19 protein-coding genes are annotated in these 21,046 nt (G+C 60.0%); 13 read left to right on the top strand and 6 right to left on the bottom strand.

What is annotated here, in order from left to right; all coding sequences use genetic code 11:
- Positions 1-53 precede the first annotated feature (53 nt).
- Genes AC3WRD_RS19045 through AC3WRD_RS19020 form a run of 6 tightly spaced genes read right to left on the bottom strand, consistent with a single transcriptional unit; the run spans position 54 to position 8,039 of the window.
- Positions 54-1,238 (bottom strand): aminotransferase class V-fold PLP-dependent enzyme, encoded by a 1,185-nt coding sequence (locus AC3WRD_RS19045; protein WP_102622458.1) that lies wholly within the window; start codon positions 1,236-1,238, stop codon positions 54-56.
- A 14-nt stretch (positions 1,239-1,252) separates the two neighbouring features.
- Complete coding sequence (locus tag AC3WRD_RS19040; protein WP_102622459.1) at positions 1,253-2,497, bottom strand: MFS transporter; 1,245 nt, start codon at positions 2,495-2,497, stop codon at positions 1,253-1,255.
- A gap of 13 nt (positions 2,498-2,510) precedes the next feature.
- Entirely contained in the window at positions 2,511-4,364 is a 1,854-nt protein-coding gene (locus AC3WRD_RS19035; RefSeq protein ID WP_102622460.1) for an IucA/IucC family protein, read from the bottom strand.
- Positions 4,365-4,409: 45 nt separating this feature from the next.
- On the bottom strand, positions 4,410-5,558 hold the full coding sequence (locus AC3WRD_RS19030) for an NAD/NADP-dependent octopine/nopaline dehydrogenase family protein (RefSeq protein ID WP_102622461.1): 1,149 nt from the start codon (positions 5,556-5,558) through the stop codon (positions 4,410-4,412).
- Positions 5,559-5,586: 28 nt separating this feature from the next.
- On the bottom strand, positions 5,587-6,630 hold the full coding sequence (locus tag AC3WRD_RS19025; protein ID WP_096820696.1) for a PLP-dependent cysteine synthase family protein: 1,044 nt from the start codon (positions 6,628-6,630) through the stop codon (positions 5,587-5,589).
- Between the two features lie 14 nt (positions 6,631-6,644).
- Positions 6,645-8,039 carry a Y4yA family PLP-dependent enzyme gene (locus tag AC3WRD_RS19020; protein WP_102622462.1) on the bottom strand — a complete coding sequence of 465 codons (1,395 nt, stop codon included), beginning with the start codon at positions 8,037-8,039 and terminating at the stop codon, positions 6,645-6,647.
- Between the two features lie 609 nt (positions 8,040-8,648).
- Here AC3WRD_RS19020 and AC3WRD_RS19015 point away from each other — a divergent pair.
- The 13 genes from AC3WRD_RS19015 (at position 8,649) to AC3WRD_RS18955 (ending at position 21,007) form a co-directional block, all read left to right on the top strand.
- Positions 8,649-9,536: an HpcH/HpaI aldolase/citrate lyase family protein gene (locus AC3WRD_RS19015; protein WP_096820698.1), complete on the top strand. Its 888-nt coding sequence runs from the start codon at positions 8,649-8,651 to the stop codon at positions 9,534-9,536.
- A gap of 15 nt (positions 9,537-9,551) precedes the next feature.
- A complete protein-coding gene (locus AC3WRD_RS19010) occupies positions 9,552-9,953 on the top strand; it encodes a ParB N-terminal domain-containing protein (RefSeq protein ID WP_085708451.1) in 402 nt (133 codons plus the stop codon).
- Positions 9,954-10,113: 160 nt separating this feature from the next.
- Complete coding sequence (locus tag AC3WRD_RS19005) at positions 10,114-12,318, top strand: TonB-dependent receptor (protein WP_102622463.1); 2,205 nt, start codon at positions 10,114-10,116, stop codon at positions 12,316-12,318.
- 77 nt (positions 12,319-12,395) lie between these two features.
- Positions 12,396-12,773, top strand: coding sequence for a fe2+ zn2+ uptake regulation protein (locus tag AC3WRD_RS19000; RefSeq protein ID WP_255261920.1), 378 nt, complete (start codon positions 12,396-12,398; stop codon positions 12,771-12,773).
- A gap of 202 nt (positions 12,774-12,975) precedes the next feature.
- Positions 12,976-13,932 carry an AraC family transcriptional regulator gene (locus tag AC3WRD_RS18995; protein ID WP_102622464.1) on the top strand — a complete coding sequence of 319 codons (957 nt, stop codon included), beginning with the start codon at positions 12,976-12,978 and terminating at the stop codon, positions 13,930-13,932.
- Positions 13,933-14,074: 142 nt separating this feature from the next.
- Positions 14,075-15,433 (top strand): benzoate 1,2-dioxygenase large subunit, encoded by a 1,359-nt coding sequence (benA, locus tag AC3WRD_RS18990; protein WP_102622465.1) that lies wholly within the window; start codon positions 14,075-14,077, stop codon positions 15,431-15,433.
- Entirely contained in the window at positions 15,430-15,918 is a 489-nt protein-coding gene (gene benB / locus AC3WRD_RS18985) for a benzoate 1,2-dioxygenase small subunit (protein ID WP_102622466.1), read from the top strand. The genes benA and benB overlap by 4 nt, the downstream gene beginning before the upstream one ends.
- Positions 15,919-15,964: 46 nt before the next feature.
- The gene (gene benC, locus AC3WRD_RS18980; RefSeq protein WP_102622467.1) at positions 15,965-16,972 is read left to right on the top strand and encodes a benzoate 1,2-dioxygenase electron transfer component BenC; all 1,008 of its coding nucleotides are present in this window, start codon (positions 15,965-15,967) and stop codon (positions 16,970-16,972) included.
- Positions 16,973-16,999: 27 nt separating this feature from the next.
- A complete protein-coding gene (locus AC3WRD_RS18975) occupies positions 17,000-17,761 on the top strand; it encodes a 1,6-dihydroxycyclohexa-2,4-diene-1-carboxylate dehydrogenase (RefSeq protein ID WP_102622468.1) in 762 nt (253 codons plus the stop codon).
- Between the two features lie 22 nt (positions 17,762-17,783).
- Positions 17,784-18,905 (top strand): muconate cycloisomerase family protein, encoded by a 1,122-nt coding sequence (locus AC3WRD_RS18970; protein WP_102622469.1) that lies wholly within the window; start codon positions 17,784-17,786, stop codon positions 18,903-18,905.
- 18 nt (positions 18,906-18,923) lie between these two features.
- Positions 18,924-19,214 carry a muconolactone Delta-isomerase gene (catC, locus tag AC3WRD_RS18965; RefSeq protein WP_102622470.1) on the top strand — a complete coding sequence of 97 codons (291 nt, stop codon included), beginning with the start codon at positions 18,924-18,926 and terminating at the stop codon, positions 19,212-19,214.
- A 41-nt stretch (positions 19,215-19,255) separates the two neighbouring features.
- Positions 19,256-20,170: a catechol 1,2-dioxygenase gene (gene catA, locus AC3WRD_RS18960; RefSeq protein WP_102622471.1), complete on the top strand. Its 915-nt coding sequence runs from the start codon at positions 19,256-19,258 to the stop codon at positions 20,168-20,170.
- A 321-nt stretch (positions 20,171-20,491) separates the two neighbouring features.
- Positions 20,492-21,007, top strand: coding sequence for an Hcp family type VI secretion system effector (locus AC3WRD_RS18955; RefSeq protein WP_007949952.1), 516 nt, complete (start codon positions 20,492-20,494; stop codon positions 21,005-21,007).
- Positions 21,008-21,046 lie beyond the last annotated feature (39 nt).

The following is a 21,046-nucleotide window of genomic DNA, read 5'->3' as shown; positions in this document are numbered from 1 at the left end:
CCAATGCTAGTGTACAAAGAGCCCGCGACGCAAGCGCGAATCAGCATCCGTTTTCAGGCGCGGGGCATTCTCAACAACGCGTTTACCATGGCGTCGATTTCGGCCTCGGTGTTGTAGGCGTGCAACGATGCGCGGCTGACTTCCAGCAGGTCCCGTTGCTGCATGTCGAGCAGGGTCGAGCGGAAGGTCGAGGTGGTGACGTTGATGCGTTTTTCCTGCTGCGCCAGCCATGTCTGGACTTGCGCCGCGCTGGCGTCCTCGCAGGTGAAGGTGACGATGCCAGACTTGACCGCGCCCCGATCCTGCGGCGTGACGCCGGGTACGTCGTTCAGGCGATTGCGCAGGTGAACTGACAATCCTTGAATGCGCTGCCACATCGGCTCGATGCCTTGCATCAGGGCATACCGGGCCGCCGCACCCATGCCCAGTTTCGCGGCAACGTTGCATTCCCAGTTTTCGAAACGCCTGGCATCTCCACGAATCCTGAAGGTGTCCGGTGTCAGCAATGAAGCCGCGTGCAGGTCGAGAAACGCCGGCTCAAGGTTTTCGCACAAGGTCTTTTCGACGTAGAGAAACCCCATGCCCCGAGGGCCGCGAAGGTATTTGCGGCTGGTGGCAGCGAGCATATGACAGCCGATTTTCTGCACATCGATCGGCATCTGCCCGACGCCCTGACAGGCATCCAGCAGAAACAGAACCCCGGCCGCGCGGGCGAGGGCGCCGATCTGTTCGATGGGCTGCACCGGGCCGCCGTTGGTGGCGATCACCGGCAGCGACACCAGGGCAACCCGGTCATCGCCGAGCATGTCCCGCAGCGCCGGCAATGACACCTGGCCCTGTTCATCGTTGGGAATGACCCTGATCTCGATCCCGCGCTGCTGCTTGAGTTGCAGATAGGGAATGTAGTTGCCGGCGTATTCGGTGGTTGATGTCAGCACCACATCGCCGGGCCGCAGCGGCAATGAGTAGAAGGCCATGTCCCAGGCGCGGGTCGCGTTTTCAATGACCGCGATTTCCTCGGGACGAGCGTTGATCAGTTGACCGATGTGCTCGTAGACATTTTCCACTTCAACGGATTGTTGCCCGGCGGCTTCGTAACCGCCGATCCGGGCTTCAAGTTGCAGGTGACGGGTCATCACCTCGATCACCGGGTCTGGCATCAGCGCTGCGCCGGCATTGTTGAAATGAATCAGTTGCTCGACACCCGGGGTGTCGGCGCGCAGTTGTTCAATGTTCAAAGCAAACTCCTTGATCAGTCGCCCGGCGGGATCTGGCTCGGTTGCATGACCATGGGCCGGTAGCGCAACGCAACGATGGGTATCAGCGCGAGGATGTAGGCGAGGCAGACAAACAGGTAGGTGTACTGCAAACCGTAGACCTGGCTGAGCAGCCCACCGGCCGAGATGCCGGCGATGGACGCAAACTGTGCGGTGCTCTGGGCAATGCCCAACACGTAGCCCTGGCGTGAGCTGTCGGCGGTCTTGGAGATCAGCGCCATCAGTACCGGCGTCGTGGCGCCCAGCAATACGCCCCAGATGAAGTAAGCGCCGACGAATACGATCGGATTACGCGTGACGCCGGCGAGTGCCGTCAGCGCAATACAGCCGAGGACGACATAAGTAATGCGTTGCAGAGTGTCCTGCTGGCTACGGTGTTCGAAGTAACGCGACCACGCGGTTGCCGACAGAATGAAACCCAGCGCCAGTAAGCCGTAGCACAGCCCGACCACCGAGTTGCTGACCTCGAACACCGAGCTGACATACAGCGAGAACGACGTCTGCGGCAGCATCCGCGCCAGCAGCAAAATGCCCATGACACCCAGCAGCGACAGCAGGGGTGTGCCTTGCCAGACGCTGGTGTTGTGGCTGACCGGAGCTTCTTTATCGGCAACCGGTGCTTTCTTCACTGGCGGCACGTCCGGCAATGTCACGGCCGCGACCACGGTGCAGATGGCGCACAGCACCGCCGCGATCATGTTGATCCAGAAGAACGTCGCGTAATCGAGGATCAGGCCGCCGACCACCGCACCGAGCAACGAGCCGACGTTGGTGGAAATCTGCAGGATCGCGAACAGCCGCGCCCGCCGCGAAGGCGCTTCGATGCTCACGCCATAGGCCTGGGCCGGGGCGATGTAACCGGCGAAGGCGCCTTGCAGGAAGCGCAGGATCAGGATCACCCAGATGTCACTGCACAGGGCCAGCCCAAGCTGGGTCAATGACAGGCCGGCGAGGGCGCGGATCATCATCAACTTGTGGCCGTAGCGGTCGCCGATACGGCCCCAGAATGCACTGGTCAGAATAATGCCCAGCATCGGCCCGACGTACACGGCGATGCTGGCGAAGCTGAAGAGCGAGTCTGACGAGGTCAGCCCACGCAGGTGGACGGGCCAGAACGGCCCGCTCATTTCCATCGCGCCCATCGAAATGAGCTGGATCGCGAACAGAAGATAAATCAGGACTCTTACACGCGAACCCGCGATGGCACCTGCATGGGTCATGGGTCAGCCTCGGTTATTGAACGACATTGAGCGGATTGGTCAGCGTGTGCTGAATCCGGTAGTTGGAGTACTGCATCATGTGCATGCGCAACAACGAACGGGTCGGCCACGGATCATTGAGGAAGGCCTTGCGTTCGACTTCCCACAGATCCGGCGCGACACGCTCGCGCACCGCGGTAAAAGCCTGCTCGGTTTCTTCACGCAGAATGTCCCACATCCGATTGTTGTCCAGCGCGTACTCCTTGGTCAGCCACAAGGCCATTTCATGCAGATGCGTGAGGAACGCCGCGTCAAGCACGAACATGCGCACCGGCTCGATATCGCCTTCGAACACCGTTGGCAGAATGCCCGGCTGCACATGCGGTTGCAGGGTGTAGCCGCGTCCTTCCAGCAATGGAGCGTAGGTCCTGCCATCGCCAAAATCGCGGATCAGCAGACTACGTGCTTTGCCATCCGGAGAAAACAGCACCATCGTGTTCTGCTGGTGCGCCTCAAGCCCGATGCCGTACATCAAGTAGATTGCAATCACCGGATGGGTGACCACTTTGGCGTACTGACGGAACCAGTCTTCGACCTGGGCGGCATTGGCCCGAACGCCATCGCGCTCGATCAACTCGGTGAACAACGGCCGGCCGCTGCCCGGCAAGCGAGTGAACAGAGAAGCCACGGTGATCGGCAGACACTCATCGGTGCGCTCGAACGCTTGCTGGCTGGCGCGGAACACCACTGACAGATGCCGGCCGGGGTGGTCGTCCTGAGTGATCGCGTTCTTGTAGCGCACGCCGATTTCTTCCGGGAAGATTTCCAGTCGCTGGTCGAAGCCGTTTTCGACCTCGAGGATCTTCGTGATGACGGTGCTGATGCGCGGGCCCATGTGGATCGACTTGGCCTGCAGGCTGCGCAGCTCGCTGGTCATCCACACGGCAATCGGCAACTTGATCAGCGGCGCACTCTCCTTGAGTACCGGCATCATCGTGCGGTACGACATGGTCGGCAGGGTCTGGATGTCCGGGCCGTCGATGATGAGGATGCCTTCTGCGATTTCCGCCGCGAAATTTTTCAGCACGTAAGCCTGCAGATGCCATGAGTGAATCGGCAGTGGCAGCCACTGGGATTCGTCCAGGCCCTTGTCGTTCAGCGACGCTTTCCATTGCTCCCATTGAGTCGGGAAGTTGCTGGCGAACCAGGTGTGGTAGTCCGTCACGTGGGGCATGCTTTCGCTTTTCGCCATGTCGGCGCGCAACGCGGCAATGCGCAGTGGCACCTGGGCGTTGAACTCCGGCGACAGTTGCTCGACTTCTTCGTCGCTCAGGCCCGGCCGGGCTTTCCACGTCGGATAATACGGGTGACCTTCCAGCGAGCCCCACTGGTCGAGGAGGATCGCGGCGTCCTTGGTGCTGGCGTGCTGGCGCAGGTAATCGGTCAGGCTGTCGAGGCCCTGTTCCCGGGCGGCGGCAGCCAGTCGTGCGTTCCATTGCTGGCGATGCTGACGAGCATGGGCGTCGTTCATCAGGCTGTTTTCCATGTCCGACTTGAGCCCGGCGATGCCTTCATCGGTCGGCTCGAAATCGAAGCTGTCGCGCAGCACATCCAGCAAGTCCTGATGGGTGTAGATCACCTGGCGTACGCCTTCATCGGTCATCAGGATCACGTCGCCGTCGTTGACCACGGTGTCCGCCGGGCCCTTGGCGATGTTGGAAAAGAACACTTGGGAACGGCCGTCTTTCAGCGCGTACGTGGCCTCGTTGCCGGCTGCGGAGAAGCGCAGGCCCGAGCGATCCAGAATGTTTTCGGCAAACAGGCAACGGATCATCCGTCGCAGGGCGTTCTTGCGGGAGTAGGCGATGAGTGTCTTGAAGTCATCCATATCAGCTATCTGCTCGTCGAGAAATTAATGAAGTGTTGAACCCGCTCACGCCGTGCGCGGCCATTGGCTGGGGAAGTAGTCGAGCGCCGAGTCGCGCAGGCCCTGCATGTAGGAAACGCTCCATTGCAGGACTTCTTCGATGTAGGGGACTTTCAGTTCGAAGCGCCGGGCCATTTCCACCAGCAGCACCAGGCCGTAGGCGACGTCTTCATTGAAGGCGCGGCTTTCACGTTCGATCACGTAGCCGGCGCGGTTGTCATCGGCTGGAATCATCGGGGCGAGGATGTCGTTGTAGGCCTGGTTGGTGCGCAGGATCGACAGCATGCTGCTCTGATCGCGGATCTGCTCCCCGTAAGCCTCGACGATTTCCTGCTTGAGGGATTTGACCGAAGACAGGTCGATGCCCATGCGCTGGCTGATCACCGAGCACAGCTCCTGACTTTCCTGATCCATGCGTTCGAGGAAATAGGCGCCCAGCTCGGGGCACTCGGTCCACCAGCACATGCGCTGCGGGAAGATCTTGCGATGCCACTGGCCGTAGGGACCGATCAACCCGTAAATCACCGAGCTGTGCATGATCGGATTGCCCGGTGTCAGTGTGATTTCCAGGTAGTGGTCGAGCATCGTCACGCAGGGGCCATAGAGCGTCGTGAGGATTTCTTCCAGGTGCTGCCGTGATTGCGCTGATTCCCGGTCGTGCAGCGCGACATACAACTGGCTCTTGCCGCCGCCCATCTTCACCGACACGCCCGGCTTCAGATCGAACGCGGTGTGCGGCACATCCTTCATGCCCCAGATCACCACGTTCGAACGTTCGCCCAACGTGGCTTCCGCCAGCCAGTCGAAGCCGCAGAAACCCGGAATGGCGCCGACGTACACCGGTTTGCTCGAACTCAAATGCGGCGCGATGGCTTGCAGGGTTTGTGGTCGGGCATGGGCCGGCACCGTGATGATCACGATGTCGGCGTCGGCCACCACGACGCTGGCGTCGGTGCTGACCTGGTCCGGTCGCGCGCTCAGTGTCGAGCCGTCTGGCATCAGCGCCAGCATCGGCAGGTTGGCGAGGTGCTGGTCGACCACCTCCTTATTGTTGGTGAGCATCGAGACCTGAACATTGGGCAGCTGTTTAAACAGAATGGCATTCAGATGCCCGGTCCGGCCTGCGCCGCAGATGGCGACTTTCAGCGGTTTCATACAGAGACTTTCCTGTGTGGGAGACGCGTCAGGCGACGCTCAATTGCAGGGGAGTGGCGTCGGATTCCAGCCAGCGGGTCTTGCCCAGCCAGCGATCCAGTTGCGGTGCGACGCCCGGGTCCAGCAGGTCCCGTTCTTCCAGCCAGTTGTCGTCGAATACGGTGTGCAGGTATTTCTCGCCGCCGTCGGCAATCGGCACCACGACGTTGCCGGTCAACGTGCCTTTGTGAATCAGCTCCAGCGCCTTGAAAATCGCGCCACCAGTAGAGCCGCCGACCAGCAGGGCCAGATTGCGCGCGATGTAGCGGGCGGTTTCGAAGGCCTGTGAATCGGTGACTTGCAAGCCCAGGTCGATGCAGCTGTAGTCGAGCACCAGGCCGACGGTGTCGCCGGCAGGGGTGCCGGTTCCCGACTGGTAATACGGATAGCCGGGATGGCCGAAGACGATGGAACCGGCCGGCTCGACGGCCACGGTGACGATGTCCGGGTTGTGCAGTTTCAGGCCCCGTGCGATGCCGGTCATCGAGCCGCCGGTGCCGACGCAACCAACGTACGCGCCGATGTGGCCACCGGCCTGGGCAATGGTTTCACGGACGAAATCGCTGTAGCCGCCGGCGTTGGCAGCGTTGTCGGACTGGTTCATGAACACCGCGCCGGGGATCTGCGAGGCGAGTTCGGCGGCCAGCCGTTGACGCTCGACCACGGCCACTTCGTCTTCCCGGTAAGTGCCAGCAACAAAACGGATTTCCGCCCCCAGTGCCTTCATCACCGCGATCTTGTCCTGCGCCGCATGGTGATCGACCACGGCAATGAAATGCAGGTCGAACTCAACGGCTGCCATGGCCAGGCCGATGCCGGTATTGCCGGAAGACGATTCCACGACCACGCCACCGGGTTTCAACTTTCCGGACTTGAGCGCCGCCAATACCATGTTTCGCGCCATACGGTCTTTAATACTGCCGCCGGGGTTGTTCTTCTCTATCTTCAATAAAAGCCGGGCGTTGGTATCCGGAACATCGATGCCCAACATTGGTGTATTGCCAATAAGATCCGAAACTTTATTCAGTATCATCTGGACGTCTTCCCTTAATAGTCAGGTGTGAATGCGTAGTTACCTTCCGTACAACACGTCGCCCTCAGTCGTTGTGGCAACGGGTGGCGATGAAATTCGTTTTCCAACAAGTCCATCTGATAACCGGCAGTGTTGGCGTAGATCAATAAGTCGCCGGTTTGTGGTGGTGTATCGAAGTTGATCAGGCGATGAGTGATCACGTCGTCATCAAGGCAACTATGCCCGGCAATGTAGGCTTGCATTGGAGCAAGTTTCGACTCTTTCGAAGTGATCAGGATTGGATCGACAAGGTATTCAGACGAGAACCAGGTTTCGCATGCGCTGAAACTGCTGCCTTCGGCGAAAATCACAACTTTGTTGTCGGTCAGTTGTTTTGTGCGGGTGACGCGAAAGATGGTGATGGCGGCCTGGTCAACCAGACTTCGGCCAGGCTCCAGTGCCAGTTTTATATTCTGACTCTTCAAGTAACTCGTGATGGTTTTTCCCGGGGAGTGATCGGACTCCAGGAATAACTCCAGCCACTGGCAAGCCGTCAGACTGCTGCCATAAGGGTAATAAGCGTTGGGCACTCGACCATTCTGATAATGACCAGGATTGTTGTCGTTCTGCAAAAAGCTGTTGTAGTCCTGTGGGTCTACATATCGCATCGGCAGGCCTCCACCGATGTCGATCATGACCGGGTCGAGGCCCATTTCCCTGGCTGCATCGAAGAACCCGGAAACTTCACGGAAAGCCTGTACCCGGGTTTCGTAACCGTAACCGCCGAGGTGGAAATGGAAGCCTTCGAAGTGGAACGACTCACGTTGTTCGATCAGGTATTGCAGGCACTGAAACAAATCATCCGCACCCATTCCGAATCGGCTCGCCGGGCAACTTGTCGGCCTGTAACGCAGCAGGATCCGGGCTTTGGCCGGTGGTTGCGAAGTGTCGAGCAACGCTTTGAGATGGCCGAACTCTTCCAGTGAGTCCACACAAATTAGCGATCCGCCTTGCACCAGTGCGCTATGAAACGCTGCCGTTTTGGCCGGCCCGGTCGCACACAGATGTTCCGCCGGGGTTCCGGCGCGCAGTGCCGCTTGCAGCTCGAAGAGACTCGATACATCGGTGCCGATGCCCGACGCCGATGCCGCAGCCAGCAGGCATTGTGACTTGTTGGCTTTGGCACCGTAGAAAATCGCGTAGTCGACGTCGTGTCGTTTCAACACCGATTGCAGCGCTTGAGCATTGGCTTCAAACGCATGCGGCCACACCAGGTTCAGTGGGGATCCGTGTTGTTTAACAAGTTCGGCAAGTGCTTTCGGAGAATGTTTAAGAAAGTTATCGATAACAGGATCAAGTAACGGTTTCAGCACTTTTTGGTATTGGGTTTCGATTGTTTCTTTAACTGTCGGCGCAATTAATTCAGGCATAGAAAACCTCTGGCGTCGATAATCGCCATGTGCAGGTCGACAACTAATGCTTGTCGAGTCGTGTGTTCTTGCTGCTCGTCAGATACGAGTGTTTAAAGAGGTGGCGGCGGGTGACAGATCCGCTCAGCAAATAAACTCGGGGTATTTTCTTTCATAAAATTTTCACAAAGCTGTTTCATGAGAACCCCACTCCTTAAGGCTCAGGCAGGCAAGGAGAAGGCCAATAACTGATGGCCTTGTCTCTTTTGAAGTGCCATTACCTGACATGTAAATGACATCATTGCGCCGAACTTTTCGTGAACAAAATTTCAGGTCTTGATTTGAGTCTTGACCCTGTCAGCGGCTCGAACAATATTGCGAACAGGAATGATTATCAAGTAAGGTTTTCAAATATTTTTGAATGAACACACACAACAGAGGAGTGCGAAGCCGCTTATTCGCATGCTCAAGTAAGCGCTCGCGTGTTGATTTTAAAAACCGTCAACGCCTTGTTATTCAAGGTGTTGGCGGTTGATTCAAGACACCCGGATGCAACCTGGTTTTCCCCCTGTAACAGGTGTTCGAATTTTTTTGAAAACCCACGACTGAAGCACGCTCAGGAGAGTCCCGATGACTGTTCGTCACAGCACCAACGCCACGCTTCCCATCAGCTACCTGTTCGTTCCCGGTAACCGGCCGGAACGCTTTTCCAAAGCGGTCGAAGCCGGGCCGGATGCGATCATTCTCGACCTCGAAGATGCCGTTCATCCGAACAGCAAAGCCGTGGCCCGGGCATCGATCTGGGCCTGGCAGCAGAGCACGCCCGAAACCGCCTGCCAGCGTTACATCCGGCTGAACAGCGTCGGCAGTTCGCTGTTTCGCCAGGACATGACCTGGCTGGGTGACATGCGCTATCCCGAGCGCTGCGCCGGGATTTTCCTGCCCAAGGCCGAATGTCCAGAGAGCCTGTCCCGTGTGGTCGAGCGCCTGCTGGCGTGGAACCCCGACCTGCAAATCGTCGCCATCATCGAGACCGCCAAAGGCTTGCATCAGGTCGAGGCAATTGCGGCGATTCCCGGTTTGGCACGGCTGGCATTCGGTTCGCTGGATTTTTCCCTGGATATCGATTGCAGCCAGATTCCCGAGGCGTTTCTGTTCGCTCGAAATCGCATCGTGCTGGCGTCGCGCGTAGCCGGTCTGCCGGCACCGATCGATGGCGTGACCCCGGCCATCAGCGACATGGCAGTGGTCGAGCGCGACTCGCGTTACGCCCGGTCGCTGGGGTTCGGCGCCAAGTTGTGTATCCATCCTTCGCAAATCGCCACGGTGCAGAAAGCCTACCTGCCCAACGCCCGCCAACTGGCGTGGGCGGATCGGGTCCTCAACGCCGTGGCCGGGGGCAGCCACGCGGTGCAAGTCGACGGTGAAATGGTCGATCTGCCGCTGATCGAGCAGGCGCAACGCCTGCGGGACATGGCCAGCCAGTACGCGCTGGTTGCCAACGCGGATGCCTGCTGAAACGGGGGACGAATCATGGGACATGGTTACCAGATTGCCCTGCGACCACTGTGCGACGTGCGGCAATCCGAGCAGGTCGATCCGCTCAACGTGCAGCGGCTGCGCGAGGCGATCATCCAGGCCGGACACTGGCTGGAACCGATCATCGTCGAGCGCTCCCGGGGCATCGTGATGGACGGCAATCACCGGTTCAACGCGGCGCGGGCGCTGGGGTTGAAACGGGTGCCGTGCATCCAGCTCGACTACGCCGATCCGCGAGTCTGTGTACGGCACTGGCAAACCGGGCAGGCGTTCGAAGTGGCGCGGATATTCACCACCATCGAGCGCGGCGAACTGTTCCCGTACAAGACCACCCGGCACGCGTTCGACCCCGCGCTGCCGGTGATCTCCATTCCGCTGCAATGCCTGTACGACTGACCGGCGTCGGAGGGTGGGTTTCGCAGCCCATCCTCCGGACGTTCTCTTCCGAGCCATCCGCTCGCAAAAAAATAATCAACGACGCTGATACTTTTTCGATTGTCGACTGGCAAATAGGAGTCATTACCATTTTCAGCCATTCGAGAAGGACCCCATCGTCATGTCTGTTGCACGTCGACCTTGCAGTGAACGCGCGTTAACGCTGGCTATTCGCACCGCCATGCTGAGTTCTATTCTGGCCGCAGGAAGCGCCACTGTCTGGGCAGCAGACCCCAAGCAATCCGAGCAACAGGACGTCGCCGCCACGGAAGGGCTGACGCTGGATACCACCAACGTTACGGGCAGCTACAACGGCGCGACTGCCTTGCCGGAAGTGCTCGCCGGAGGCCAGGTCGCCCGAGGCGCAAGGCTGGGGATGATGGGCAACAAGGACGTGATGGACACGCCGTTCAGTGTGACCAGCTACACCGCCAAGACCCTCGCGGATCTGCAAACGGTGACCGTGGCCGATGCGCTGGAACGCGACCCTTCGGTACGCTCCACCGGGCAGACTGGCGGCATCGTCGATTCGTTTTTCATTCGCGGATTTGCAATAGGCGAGGGCAACCTCGGCGAGCTGGCCTACGACGGTGTGTACGGCGTCGCGCCCAACTATCGGGTGTTCACCGAATACGCCGAACGCGTTGAAGTGCTCAAAGGGCCGGGCGCGCTGATGTACGGCATTTCCCCCAACAGCGGCGTTGGCGGTGTGATCAACATCGTGCCCAAGCGGCCACTGGACGAAGACCTGACCCGCTTCACCGGCACTTATGCTTCCGACTCGCAAGTGGGCGGGCATCTGGACGTCAGTCGGCGTTTCGGCAGCGAGAACCAGTTTGGCATCCGCTTCAACGGCAGTACCCAGGGCGGCGACACCGCGATCAACGATCAGGAACGCGCGCTGAACATCGGCGCCATCGCACTCGATTACAAGGGCGAGCGGTTGCGCCTGAACCTGGATTACATCAGCCAGAAAGAGAGCTTCGACGCGGCCTCGCGACCGTTCACCATTGCACCGGGTGTGAAGGTTCCATCGGCGCCGAACGGCCGCACCAACCTGCCGCAGGACTGGGGCTGGTCGGACACCAAGGAACAGTCGGCATTGCTCGGCGGCGAGTATGACCTCAACGATAACCTGACCGTGTTCGCCCACGCCGGTGGCGGTCGCTCCGACGTCAAGCGCATGTCCGACCAGGTGCCGAGAATCCTCAACGACGCCGGCGACACCAGCAACATCCCCGGTTACTACAAATTCAACGTCGACCGTTCGACGGCTGACGTGGGGATGCGTGCACTGTTCGCCACCGGCCCGGTCACCCACACGACCACGGTCATGGCGACCCGTTATCAGGACGAATTGTCCCGTGGCATCAACAACGGCACGGAAATCCGCTCGAACATCTATCACCCGGTAGACGTGCCCAAGCAGTACATCAGCTCGCCGAAAGTGCTGCGCATTTCCGAATCGGAACTGTCTGGCGTCGCACTGACCGATACCCTCGGCTTTCTGGATGACCGGATTCAGTTGACCCTCGGTGTACGCCGACAGGACATCGAGTCGCGTAACTACAACGCGTCGGGTTCGGTCAGCTCCCGCTACGACGACAGTGCGACCACACCGCTAGCAGGCGTAGTGGTCAAACCATGGGAAGACGTTTCGCTGTACTACAATTACGTCGAAGGCCTGAGCAAAGGTGATATCGCTCCAGGCACCGCAGCCAACTCCGGCGAAACGTTCGCCCCCTACAAGTCCAAGCAACATGAAATCGGCGTGAAGTACGAACACGGCACGTTCATGACCACCCTGGCCCTGTTCCAGATCGAGAAACCGAGCGGCGAAATCGGCGCCGGCAATGTGTTCTCGGTGCAGGCCGAACAACGTAACCGTGGCGTCGAGTTGAGCATGTTCGGTGAAGTCGCGCCGGGCACTCGCCTGATGGGTGGCGTGACCTTGCTGGACGGCGAACTGACGGATTCGGCCACCGCCGCCAACCGTGGCAACAAACCGGTGGGCGTGCCGGATGTCCAGGCCAACCTTTGGGCCGAGTGGGACACACCGTGGGTCGAAGGTTTCACCCTGACTGGCGGCGCGATCTACACCGACAGCCAATACGTCAATCAGGCCAACACCCAGGAGCTTCCATCCTGGACCCGCATCGACGCCGGCGCTCGCTACGCCACCAAGATCGAAGGTCGGCCGACGACGTTCCGCGCCACGGTACAGAACGTGTTTGATCGTGAGTACTGGTCGGGTGTGGCGTCCTACGGCGCGTTCTCCCCGGGCTATCCACGCACGTTGCAGTTGTCGGCGACCGTCGACTTCTGATCGGAGGCGCACTGCTGAGTGCGCCTTCTTCTATATAGAGCTACGCACAGCGGCTGATCATAAAAAGGAGCATTTGCATGTTAACCAGCCCGGCATCGACGTCCTCTGGCAAGCAATCGCAGTTTTCGTTGGCGAAGGGGCAGCGGGCCTTCGATTTCGAGCGCAGCACCAATGAGCATATCCGTGAGCTGCTGCATTATTACGGGCTGCGCACCAGTCTGATCCGGATCAAAGTGATCGATGCCTTGCTGGTTGCAGCACGCGAAGGACGCGCCGTTGGCGGGCGCGGGGTGCATGGGTATCTGCAGGCGTTTGTCAGCGGCATTCAGTTCATCAGCGTCAGGGAAGTGCTCAAGCGTTTGTGCGAGGAGGGCGTCATCGTGTTTCAGCCTGACAAGAGCTACCGGTTTACCGGCGAAGCCTACACCTTGCTGGAGCAGCATGCCGACCGCTGAATGACTGCGTTTGCTGTCCTGATCAAAACCACCTGCTCGCGGGTGGTTTTTTCGTTTGGGGCCGTCAATCCCGATTCGATGAAAGCGTTCGATCACCGGACAGCCAAACCTTCGTCCAATTGCCCACCCCGACACTCCGGCGTACTGTGACCGGTGAACCACCCGTGATCACACAATAAATAGAAGATCGAGTGCCTTGCCCATGGACAACCGCCTGCTGAGCGACCGCAGCAGCGTGTTTCGCCACGCTGACCCGTATGCCGTCTCCGACTATGTGAACCAGCACGTCGGCCAGCATTTCATCGGCCTGTCCCGGACTACCCATCCCCAAGCCAGCCTCAACCACCGCAAACTCGCCGACCTCGATCTGTGTCGTATCAGCTATGGCGGCAGCGTTCGCGTCACTTCGGTGGCGCTGGAAACGGTCTATCACCTGCAAGTCCTGCTGCAAGGCAACTGTCTGTGGCGCGGGCCCAAGCGCGAGCATCATCTGGTGCCGGGCGAATTGTTGTTGATCAACCCGGACGATCCGGTCGATCTGACCTATTCCGACGATTGCGAGAAATTCATCCTCAAGGTGCCGGTCAGCGTGCTGGAGTCGGTGTGCGACGAGCAGCGCTGGTTGCATCCTGCCGGTGGCATCCGGTTTCTGCGCAATCATTACCGGCTCGATGAGCTGGAAGGTTTTACCAACCTGCTCGGCATGATCTGCCAGGAAGCCGAAGCCAGCGATCCGTTGCTGCGGGTGCAGGAGCATTACGCGCAGATCGTCGGCAGCAAACTGATCTCGCTGATGAACACCAACGTCAGTCGCGAGTGCCTGAGTTCACCGAGTGTCAGTTTTGAACGCATCCTCGACTATATAGAGCGCAACCTGAAACAGGATCTGCCTGCCGAACACCTGGCCACACAGGCGAACTTGAGCCCGCGTTCCCTGTACGCCCTGTTCGAACGCCAGCTCGGCGTGACCCCGATGCAATACATCCGCCAGCGCAAGCTGGAACGTATTCATACCTGCCTCAGCGATCCGAGTTGCCCGGTGCGCAACCTCACCGAGCTGGCACTGGACTACGGCTTCCTGCACCTCGGGCGTTTCTCCGAAAGCTATCGCCAGCAGTTCGGCGAACTGCCGTCCGTGACCTTCAAACGCCGTCACTGAAATTCCCGCCCCGAAACAACCTGAAGCACCTGCCGCACCGTCCTGCACAAAACGGATAACGCTCTGCAGGATTCGGATATTGCCTCCCGCGTTGCCTCCCTAATCTGACCTGGCCTGAACAATAACAATGGAGGCCCCGGCCATGTCCCTGGGAATCGACTACCTCAATGCCATGCTTGAAGAGGACCCCGAGAAGGGTGCCTACCGCTGCAAGCGGGAGATGTTCACCGATCCGCGGCTGTTCGAACTGGAGATGGCGCACATCTTCGAAGGCAACTGGATCTACCTCGCCCATGAAAGCCAGATCCCCAACGTCAATGACTTTCTGACCACCACCATGGGCCGCCAACCCGTCTTCATCGCCCGCAACAAGGCTGGTGAACTCAATGCCTTTCTCAATGCGTGCAGCCATCGCGGTGCCATGCTGTGCCGGCACAAGTCCGGCAACCGTTCCAGCTACACCTGTCCGTTCCACGGCTGGACGTTCAACAACAGCGGCAAACTGCTCAAGGTCAAAGACCCGAGCGAGGCCGGCTACCCCGAAGGCTTCAACTGCGAAGGCTCCCACGACCTGACCAAAGTCGCGCGTTTCGAATCCTATCGCGGCTTCCTGTTCGGCAGCCTGAATGCCGACGTGAAGTCTCTCGTCGAGCACCTGGGCGAGTCGGCCAGGATCATCGACATGATCGTCGATCAGTCCCCCGAAGGCCTTGAAGTGCTGCGTGGTTCCAGCTCTTACATCTATGAAGGCAACTGGAAACTCACCGCCGAAAATGGCGCCGACGGCTATCACGTCAGCTCCGTGCACTGGAACTACGCCGCCACTCAGAACCAGCGTCAGCAGCGCGACGCCGGTGAAGAAATCAAGACCATGAGCGCCGGCAGCTGGGCGAAGAAGGGGGGTGGTTTCTACTCGTTCGAGCACGGCCATCTGCTGCTCTGGACCCGCTGGGCCAACCCCGAGGACCGTCCGGCGTACGAGCGTCGCGATGAACTGGTCCGGGACTTTGGCCAGGCTCGCGCCGACTGGATGATCGAGAACTCGCGCAACCTGTGCCTGTACCCCAACGTGTACCTGATGGATCAGTTCAGTTCGCAGATCCGCATCGCCCGGCCGATCTCCATCGACAAGACCGAGATCACCATTTATTGCATCGCGCCCAAAGGCGAGAGCGCCGAGGCTCGGGCCAAACGCATTCGCCAATACGAAGACTTCTTCAACGTCAGCGGCATGGCCACCCCGGATGACCTCGAAGAATTCCGCTCGTGCCAGACCGGCTACGGCGCCGGGCGCGGCTGGAACGACATGTCCCGTGGCGCGACCCATTGGGTCGAAGGCGCGGACGCGGCGGCCGAGGAAATCGACCTCAAGCCATTGCTGTCCGGCATGCGTACCGAAGACGAAGGCCTGTTCGTGCTGCAACACAAGTACTGGCAGGAAACCATGCTCAAGGCCGTTGCCAGCGATAAAAACCTGATCCCCGTGGAGGCCGTGCAATGAGCAACCTCTACGACACCGTGCGCGATTTTCTCTACCGCGAAGCACGTTATCTGGACGACGCCCAGTGGGATCAGTGGCTGGAGCTCTACGCTGCCGACGCCAGTTTCTGGATGCCGGCCTGGGACGATCACGACACCCTGACCGAAGACCCGCAAAGCGAAATCTCGCTGATCTGGTACGGCAACCGTGGCGGCCTCGAAGACCGGGTATTCCGGATCAAGACCGAGCGCTCCAGCGCGACCATCCCCGATACGCGCACCTCGCACAACCTGAGCAACATCGAGATCGTCGAGCAAGGCGAAGGGCAATGCCAGGTGCGCTTCAACTGGCACACCCTGAGCTTTCGCTATCAGGTCACCGACAGCTACTTCGGCAGCAGTTTCTACACCCTCGACCTGCGCGGCGAACAGCCGCTGATCAAGGCCAAGAAAGTCGTGCTGAAGAACGATTACGTCCGTCAGGTCATCGACATCTATCACATCTGATCGAGACGGCGGCGAGCCGGGCTCGACGCTGTGAGCGAGGTGCACCATGAGTTACCAGATCGCACTGAATTTCGAAGACGGGGTCACCCGTTTCATCGAGGCCTCGGGCCACGAAACCGTCGCCGACGCGGCGTATCGCCAAGGCATCAACATCCCGCTGGACTGCCGCGACGGCGCCTGCGGCACCTGCAAATGTTTCGCCGAGGCCGGGCGATACGACATGGGCGACAACTTCATCGAAGACGCCTTGAGTGAAGACGAACTGGCCCAGGGTTATGTGCTGACCTGCCAGATGCGCGCCGAAAGCGATTGCGTGGTGCGGGTGCCGGTCGGCTCGCAGGTGTGCAAGACCGAACAGGCGAGTTATCAGGCGTCGATCAGCGATGTCCGGCAGCTCTCCGAGAGCACCATCGCGCTGTCGATCAAGGGTGAGTCCCTGAGCAAGCTGGCGTTCCTGCCGGGACAATACGTCAACCTGCAAGTGCCGGGCAGCGAGCAATCCCGTGCCTATTCCTTCAGCTCGTTGCAGAAGAACGGGGAGGTCAGTTTCCTGATCCGCAATGTCCCTGGCGGCCTGATGAGCAGCTTCCTGACCGGGCTGGCCAAGGCCGGCGACAGCCTGAATCTCGCCGGGCCGCTGGGCAGTTTTTACCTGCGGCAAATCAAGCGGCCGCTGCTGCTGTTGGCGGGCGGCACCGGGCTCGCCCCGTTCACGGCGATGCTGGAGAAAATCGTCGAGCAGGGCAGCGAGTATCCGGTTCACCTGATCTACGGCGTGACCAACGATTTCGATCTGGTTGAACTTGACCGCCTCGAAGCCTTCGCCGCGCGCATCCCGAATTTCAGCTTCGGCGCCTGCGTGGCCAATCCGCAGAGCCAGCACCCGCTCAAGGGCTATGTCACCCAGCACATCGAACCGCGCCACCTCAACGAAGGCGATGTCGACGTGTACCTGTGCGGCCCGCCGCCGATGGTCGAGGCGGTCAGCCAGTACATCCGTGAGCAGGGCATTACGCCGGCGAATTTCTACTACGAGAAGTTCGCGGCGGCCTGAGTCTTTTTTCTGAATGTCGAGGTTGTCATGAACAACAGATTCGCCAACAAGGTCGCGCTGGTCACCGGCGCGGCGCAAGGCATCGGTCGCCGGGTGTGCGAGCGATTGCTGGAAGAGGGCGCACACGTCGTCGCCGTCGACCGCTCCGCACTGGTTCACGAACTGCAAGGCGAGGGCGTTTTGTCGCTGACCGCCGACCTTGAGCAATACGCCGATTGCGCTCGGGTGATGAGCGCCGCCATCGATGCTTTCGGGCGCCTGGATGTGCTGGTCAACAACGTCGGCGGCACCATTTGGGCCAAACCGTTCGAGCACTACGACGTCGAGCAGATCGAGGCCGAAGTGCGCCGCTCGCTGTTCCCGACGTTGTGGTGCTGCCACGCCGCATTGCCGTACATGCTCAAGCAGGGGCGCGGCGCGATCGTCAACGTGTCGTCGATTGCAACCCGCAGCCTGAACCGTGTTCCGTACGGCGCAGCCAAGGGCGGCATCAACGCACTGACCGCGTGCCTGGCTTTTGAGAATGCCGAGCGCGGGATCCGGGTCAACGCCACCGCGCCCGGCGGCACTGAAGCACCTCCCCGGCGCATCCCGCGCAACACCGCCGAACAGTCCGCGCAGGAGCAAGCCTGGTATCAGGAAATCGTCGCGCAAACCCTCGATAGCAGCCTGATGAAACGCTACGGAACCCTCGACGAACAGGTCGGCGCGATCCTGTTTCTGGCCTCGGACGATGCCTCCTACATCACCGGCGTGACGCTGCCGGTCGGTGGCGGCGATCTCGGCTGACACCTATTGAATGGACATCTCAATGAACCGAATCCTGATTGAAAACCTGTCGACGATCGTCGTCGACTTGCCGACCCTCCGCCCGCACAAACTGGCGATGCACACGATGCAGAACCAGACGCTGGTGATCCTGCGCCTGCGCTGCAGCGACGGCATCGAAGGCATCGGCGAAGCCACCACCATCGGCGGCCTGGCCTATGGCTACGAAAGTCCGGAAAGCATCAAGGCCAACATCGACGCGCATCTGGTGCCGGCGCTGATTGGCATGGACGCGAGCAACATCAACGCCGCCATGCAGAAGCTCGACAAAATCGCCAAGGGCAACACCTTCGCCAAGTCCGGGATCGAGAGCGCATTGCTCGACGCCCAAGGCAAACGCCTTGGCCTGCCCGTGAGCGAACTGCTCGGCGGACGGGTCCGCGACAGCCTCGAAGTCGCCTGGACACTGGCCAGTGGCGACACCGCCCGCGACATCGCCGAGGCCGAGCAGATGCTTGATCTGCGACGGCATCGGATCTTCAAACTGAAGATCGGCGCCAACCCGCTGGAGCAGGATCTCAAGCATGTGGTGGCGATCAAGAAAGCCTTGGGTGATCGCGCCAGTGTGCGGGTCGACGTCAACCAGTACTGGGACGAGTCCCAGGCGATTCGTGGCTGTCAGGTGTTGGGCGATAACGGTATCGACCTGATCGAGCAGCCGATCTCGCGAGTCAATCGTTCCGGGCAGATTCGTCTGAACCAGCGCAGCCCGGCGCCGATCATGGCCGACGAATCCATCGAAAGCGTGGAAGACGCGTTCAGCCTCGCCGCCGACGGCGCCGCCAGCGTCTTCGCCTTGAAAATCGCCAAGAACGGCGGTCCGCGCGCCGTGTTACGCACCGCGCAAATTGCCGAAGCCGCCGGCATCGCCCTGTACGGCGGCACCATGCTCGAAGGCTCCATCGGCACGCTGGCCTCGGCCCACGCGTTCCTCACACTCAGGCAACTGACGTGGGACACCGAGCTGTTCGGCCCGTTGCTGCTGACCGAAGACATCGTCACCGAGCGCCCGCAGTACCGCGACTTTCACCTGCATATTCCACGCACCCCAGGCCTGGGCCTGACGCTGGATGAAGAGCGTCTGGCGCGTTTTCGCCGGCACTGATTCCCCAAGGAGAACGCCATGCTGTTCCACGTAAAAATGACCGTGAAATTGCCCGCCGACCTGGACCCGGCCGTTGCCACAAAGCTCAAGGCCGACGAGAAGGAACTCGCCCAGCGCCTGCAACGCGAAGGCCAGTGGCGCCACCTCTGGCGCATCGCCGGGCACTACGCCAATTACAGCGTGTTCGACGTGCCCAGCGTCGAAGCGCTGCACGACACCCTGATGCTGTTGCCGCTGTTTCCCTACATGCAGATCGAGATCGACGGCCTCTGCCGCCACCCCTCGTCGATCCACACCGACGACCGCTGAGCCCGGACTCAACCCCACAACAACAAGATGAGGTGAACATCATGACCGTGAACATTGCCCACACTGCCCAATTGCAGAAGTTCTTCGAAGAAGCCGCCGGTTTTGCCAACGATGGCGGCAGTTCGCGCTTGAAAACCATCGTCCTGCGGGTGTTGCAGGACACCGCCCGGATCATCGAAGACCTCGACATCAGCGAAGACGAATTCTGGAAAGCCGTCGATTACCTCAACCGTCTGGGTGGCCGCTCCGAAGCCGGGCTGTTGGTGGCCGGCCTCGGGCTTGAGCATTTCCTCGACCTGTTGCAGGACGCCAAGGACGCGCAGATCGGTTTGACCGGCGGCACACCGCGCACCATCGAAGGCCCGTTGTACGTAGCCGGGGCGCCGCTGTCCGAAGGTGAATGCCGGATGGACGACGGCAGCGAAGAGGGTGTCGCCACGGTGATGTTTATCGAAGGCCAGGTGTTCGATCCGCAGGGCCAGCCGCTGGCCGGCGCCACGGTCGACCTGTGGCATGCCAACACCAAGGGTACTTATTCGTTCTTCGATCAGAGCCAGTCTGACTACAACCTGCGCCGCCGGATCATCACCGACGCCGAAGGCCGCTACCGTGCCCGCAGCATCGTGCCTTCCGGTTATGGCTGCGATCCCCAGGGCCCGACTCAGGAATGCCTGAACCTGCTCGGCCGCCACGGCCAGCGCCCGGCTCATATTCACTTCTTCATTTCCGCGCCTGGGCATCGACACCTGACGACGCAGATCAATCTGTCGGGGGACAAATACCTGTGGGATGACTTCGCCTATGCGACCCGTGAGGGGTTGGTCGGGGAAGTCGAGTTTCGTGAGGATGCCGCGGGGCGTCGTGCCGAATTGAAGTTCGACTTCCAGTTGCAACAGGCGCCGGATTCGGCAGCCGAACAGCGCAGTCAACGGCCACGGGCGTTGCAGGAATCCTGATTCCAGAGCTCTGACCGGATTGGTTGAACTGCGCAAGAAGTTGCGCAGTTGTTCGTAATAAAACCAGGTTAAAAACCGCTACAGGCCTTGCCGATCAAGGCCTACAGCCAAGTGCGCAAGAAGTTGCGCAGTACTGCGCAACTTCTTGCGCACTTTTAGACGAATTCAGTGGGAGTTTTCGCCGCATCTGCGAAGAAAACTTACCAAGCCCCCGGTTTATAAGGGTTTGAAAAAGTTGGCATGCTAATTGATGGCCATTGGCCGCCTCTTGGGTGATATCACCTATCGGCGCACCCAACGATTCAGCAAGGAGCACACCCCATGGCAACACCAGCGTACATGTCGGTTACCGGCGAAAAACAAGGCCTGATCACTGCCGGCGCCTTCACCGCCGACTCCGTTGGCAACACCTACCAGGAAGGCCACGAAGACCAGGTCATGGTTCAGGCTTTCACCCACGACGTGATCATCCCGCGTGACCCACAATCCGGTCAGCCAACCGGTCAGCGCGTGCACAAGCCCGTTGTGATCACCAAGGTCTACGACAAGGCTTCGCCTCTGCTGCAAGCAGCACTGACCTCCGGCGAGCGCATGAGCGAAATCGTTATCCAGTGGTACCGCACTTCGGCGCAAGGCACCCAAGAGCACTACTACACCACCAAACTGGAAGACGCGATCATCGTCGCCATCAACAACAAAATGCACAACTGCCAGGATCCAGGCAACGCGCACTTCACCCACCTGGAAGAAGTGCAGTTCACCTACCGCAAAATCACCTGGACCCACGAAGTATCCGGTACTTCGGGTTCCGATGACTGGCGTGCTCCAGTCGTTTAATCGCGGCTGATGGTTGTACCGTCTCGGCCGGTTTCGCCG

This window comes from Pseudomonas sp. FW215-R2, from assembly GCF_058789255.1.
This window is presented reverse-complemented; position numbering and strand designations above follow the sequence as displayed.

Excerpts from the sequence above, each read along its gene's own strand:
- AC3WRD_RS19040 (WP_102622459.1), bottom strand. The coding sequence starts at position 2,497 with ATGACCCATGCAGGTGCCATCGCGGGTTCGCGTGTAAGAGTCCTGATT.
- AC3WRD_RS19035 (WP_102622460.1), bottom strand. The coding sequence starts at position 4,364 with ATGGATGACTTCAAGACACTCATCGCCTACTCCCGCAAGAACGCCCTG.
- AC3WRD_RS19030 (WP_102622461.1), bottom strand. The coding sequence starts at position 5,558 with ATGAAACCGCTGAAAGTCGCCATCTGCGGCGCAGGCCGGACCGGGCAT.
- AC3WRD_RS19025 (WP_096820696.1), bottom strand. The coding sequence starts at position 6,630 with ATGATACTGAATAAAGTTTCGGATCTTATTGGCAATACACCAATGTTG.
- AC3WRD_RS19020 (WP_102622462.1), bottom strand. The coding sequence starts at position 8,039 with ATGCCTGAATTAATTGCGCCGACAGTTAAAGAAACAATCGAAACCCAA.
- AC3WRD_RS19015 (WP_096820698.1), top strand. The coding sequence starts at position 8,649 with ATGACTGTTCGTCACAGCACCAACGCCACGCTTCCCATCAGCTACCTG.
- AC3WRD_RS19010 (WP_085708451.1), top strand. The coding sequence starts at position 9,552 with ATGGGACATGGTTACCAGATTGCCCTGCGACCACTGTGCGACGTGCGG.
- AC3WRD_RS19005 (WP_102622463.1), top strand. The coding sequence starts at position 10,114 with ATGTCTGTTGCACGTCGACCTTGCAGTGAACGCGCGTTAACGCTGGCT.
- AC3WRD_RS19000 (WP_255261920.1), top strand. The coding sequence starts at position 12,396 with ATGTTAACCAGCCCGGCATCGACGTCCTCTGGCAAGCAATCGCAGTTT.
- AC3WRD_RS18995 (WP_102622464.1), top strand. The coding sequence starts at position 12,976 with ATGGACAACCGCCTGCTGAGCGACCGCAGCAGCGTGTTTCGCCACGCT.
- benA (WP_102622465.1), top strand. The coding sequence starts at position 14,075 with ATGTCCCTGGGAATCGACTACCTCAATGCCATGCTTGAAGAGGACCCC.
- benB (WP_102622466.1), top strand. The coding sequence starts at position 15,430 with ATGAGCAACCTCTACGACACCGTGCGCGATTTTCTCTACCGCGAAGCA.
- benC (WP_102622467.1), top strand. The coding sequence starts at position 15,965 with ATGAGTTACCAGATCGCACTGAATTTCGAAGACGGGGTCACCCGTTTC.
- AC3WRD_RS18975 (WP_102622468.1), top strand. The coding sequence starts at position 17,000 with ATGAACAACAGATTCGCCAACAAGGTCGCGCTGGTCACCGGCGCGGCG.
- AC3WRD_RS18970 (WP_102622469.1), top strand. The coding sequence starts at position 17,784 with ATGAACCGAATCCTGATTGAAAACCTGTCGACGATCGTCGTCGACTTG.
- catC (WP_102622470.1), top strand. The coding sequence starts at position 18,924 with ATGCTGTTCCACGTAAAAATGACCGTGAAATTGCCCGCCGACCTGGAC.
- catA (WP_102622471.1), top strand. The coding sequence starts at position 19,256 with ATGACCGTGAACATTGCCCACACTGCCCAATTGCAGAAGTTCTTCGAA.
- AC3WRD_RS18955 (WP_007949952.1), top strand. The coding sequence starts at position 20,492 with ATGGCAACACCAGCGTACATGTCGGTTACCGGCGAAAAACAAGGCCTG.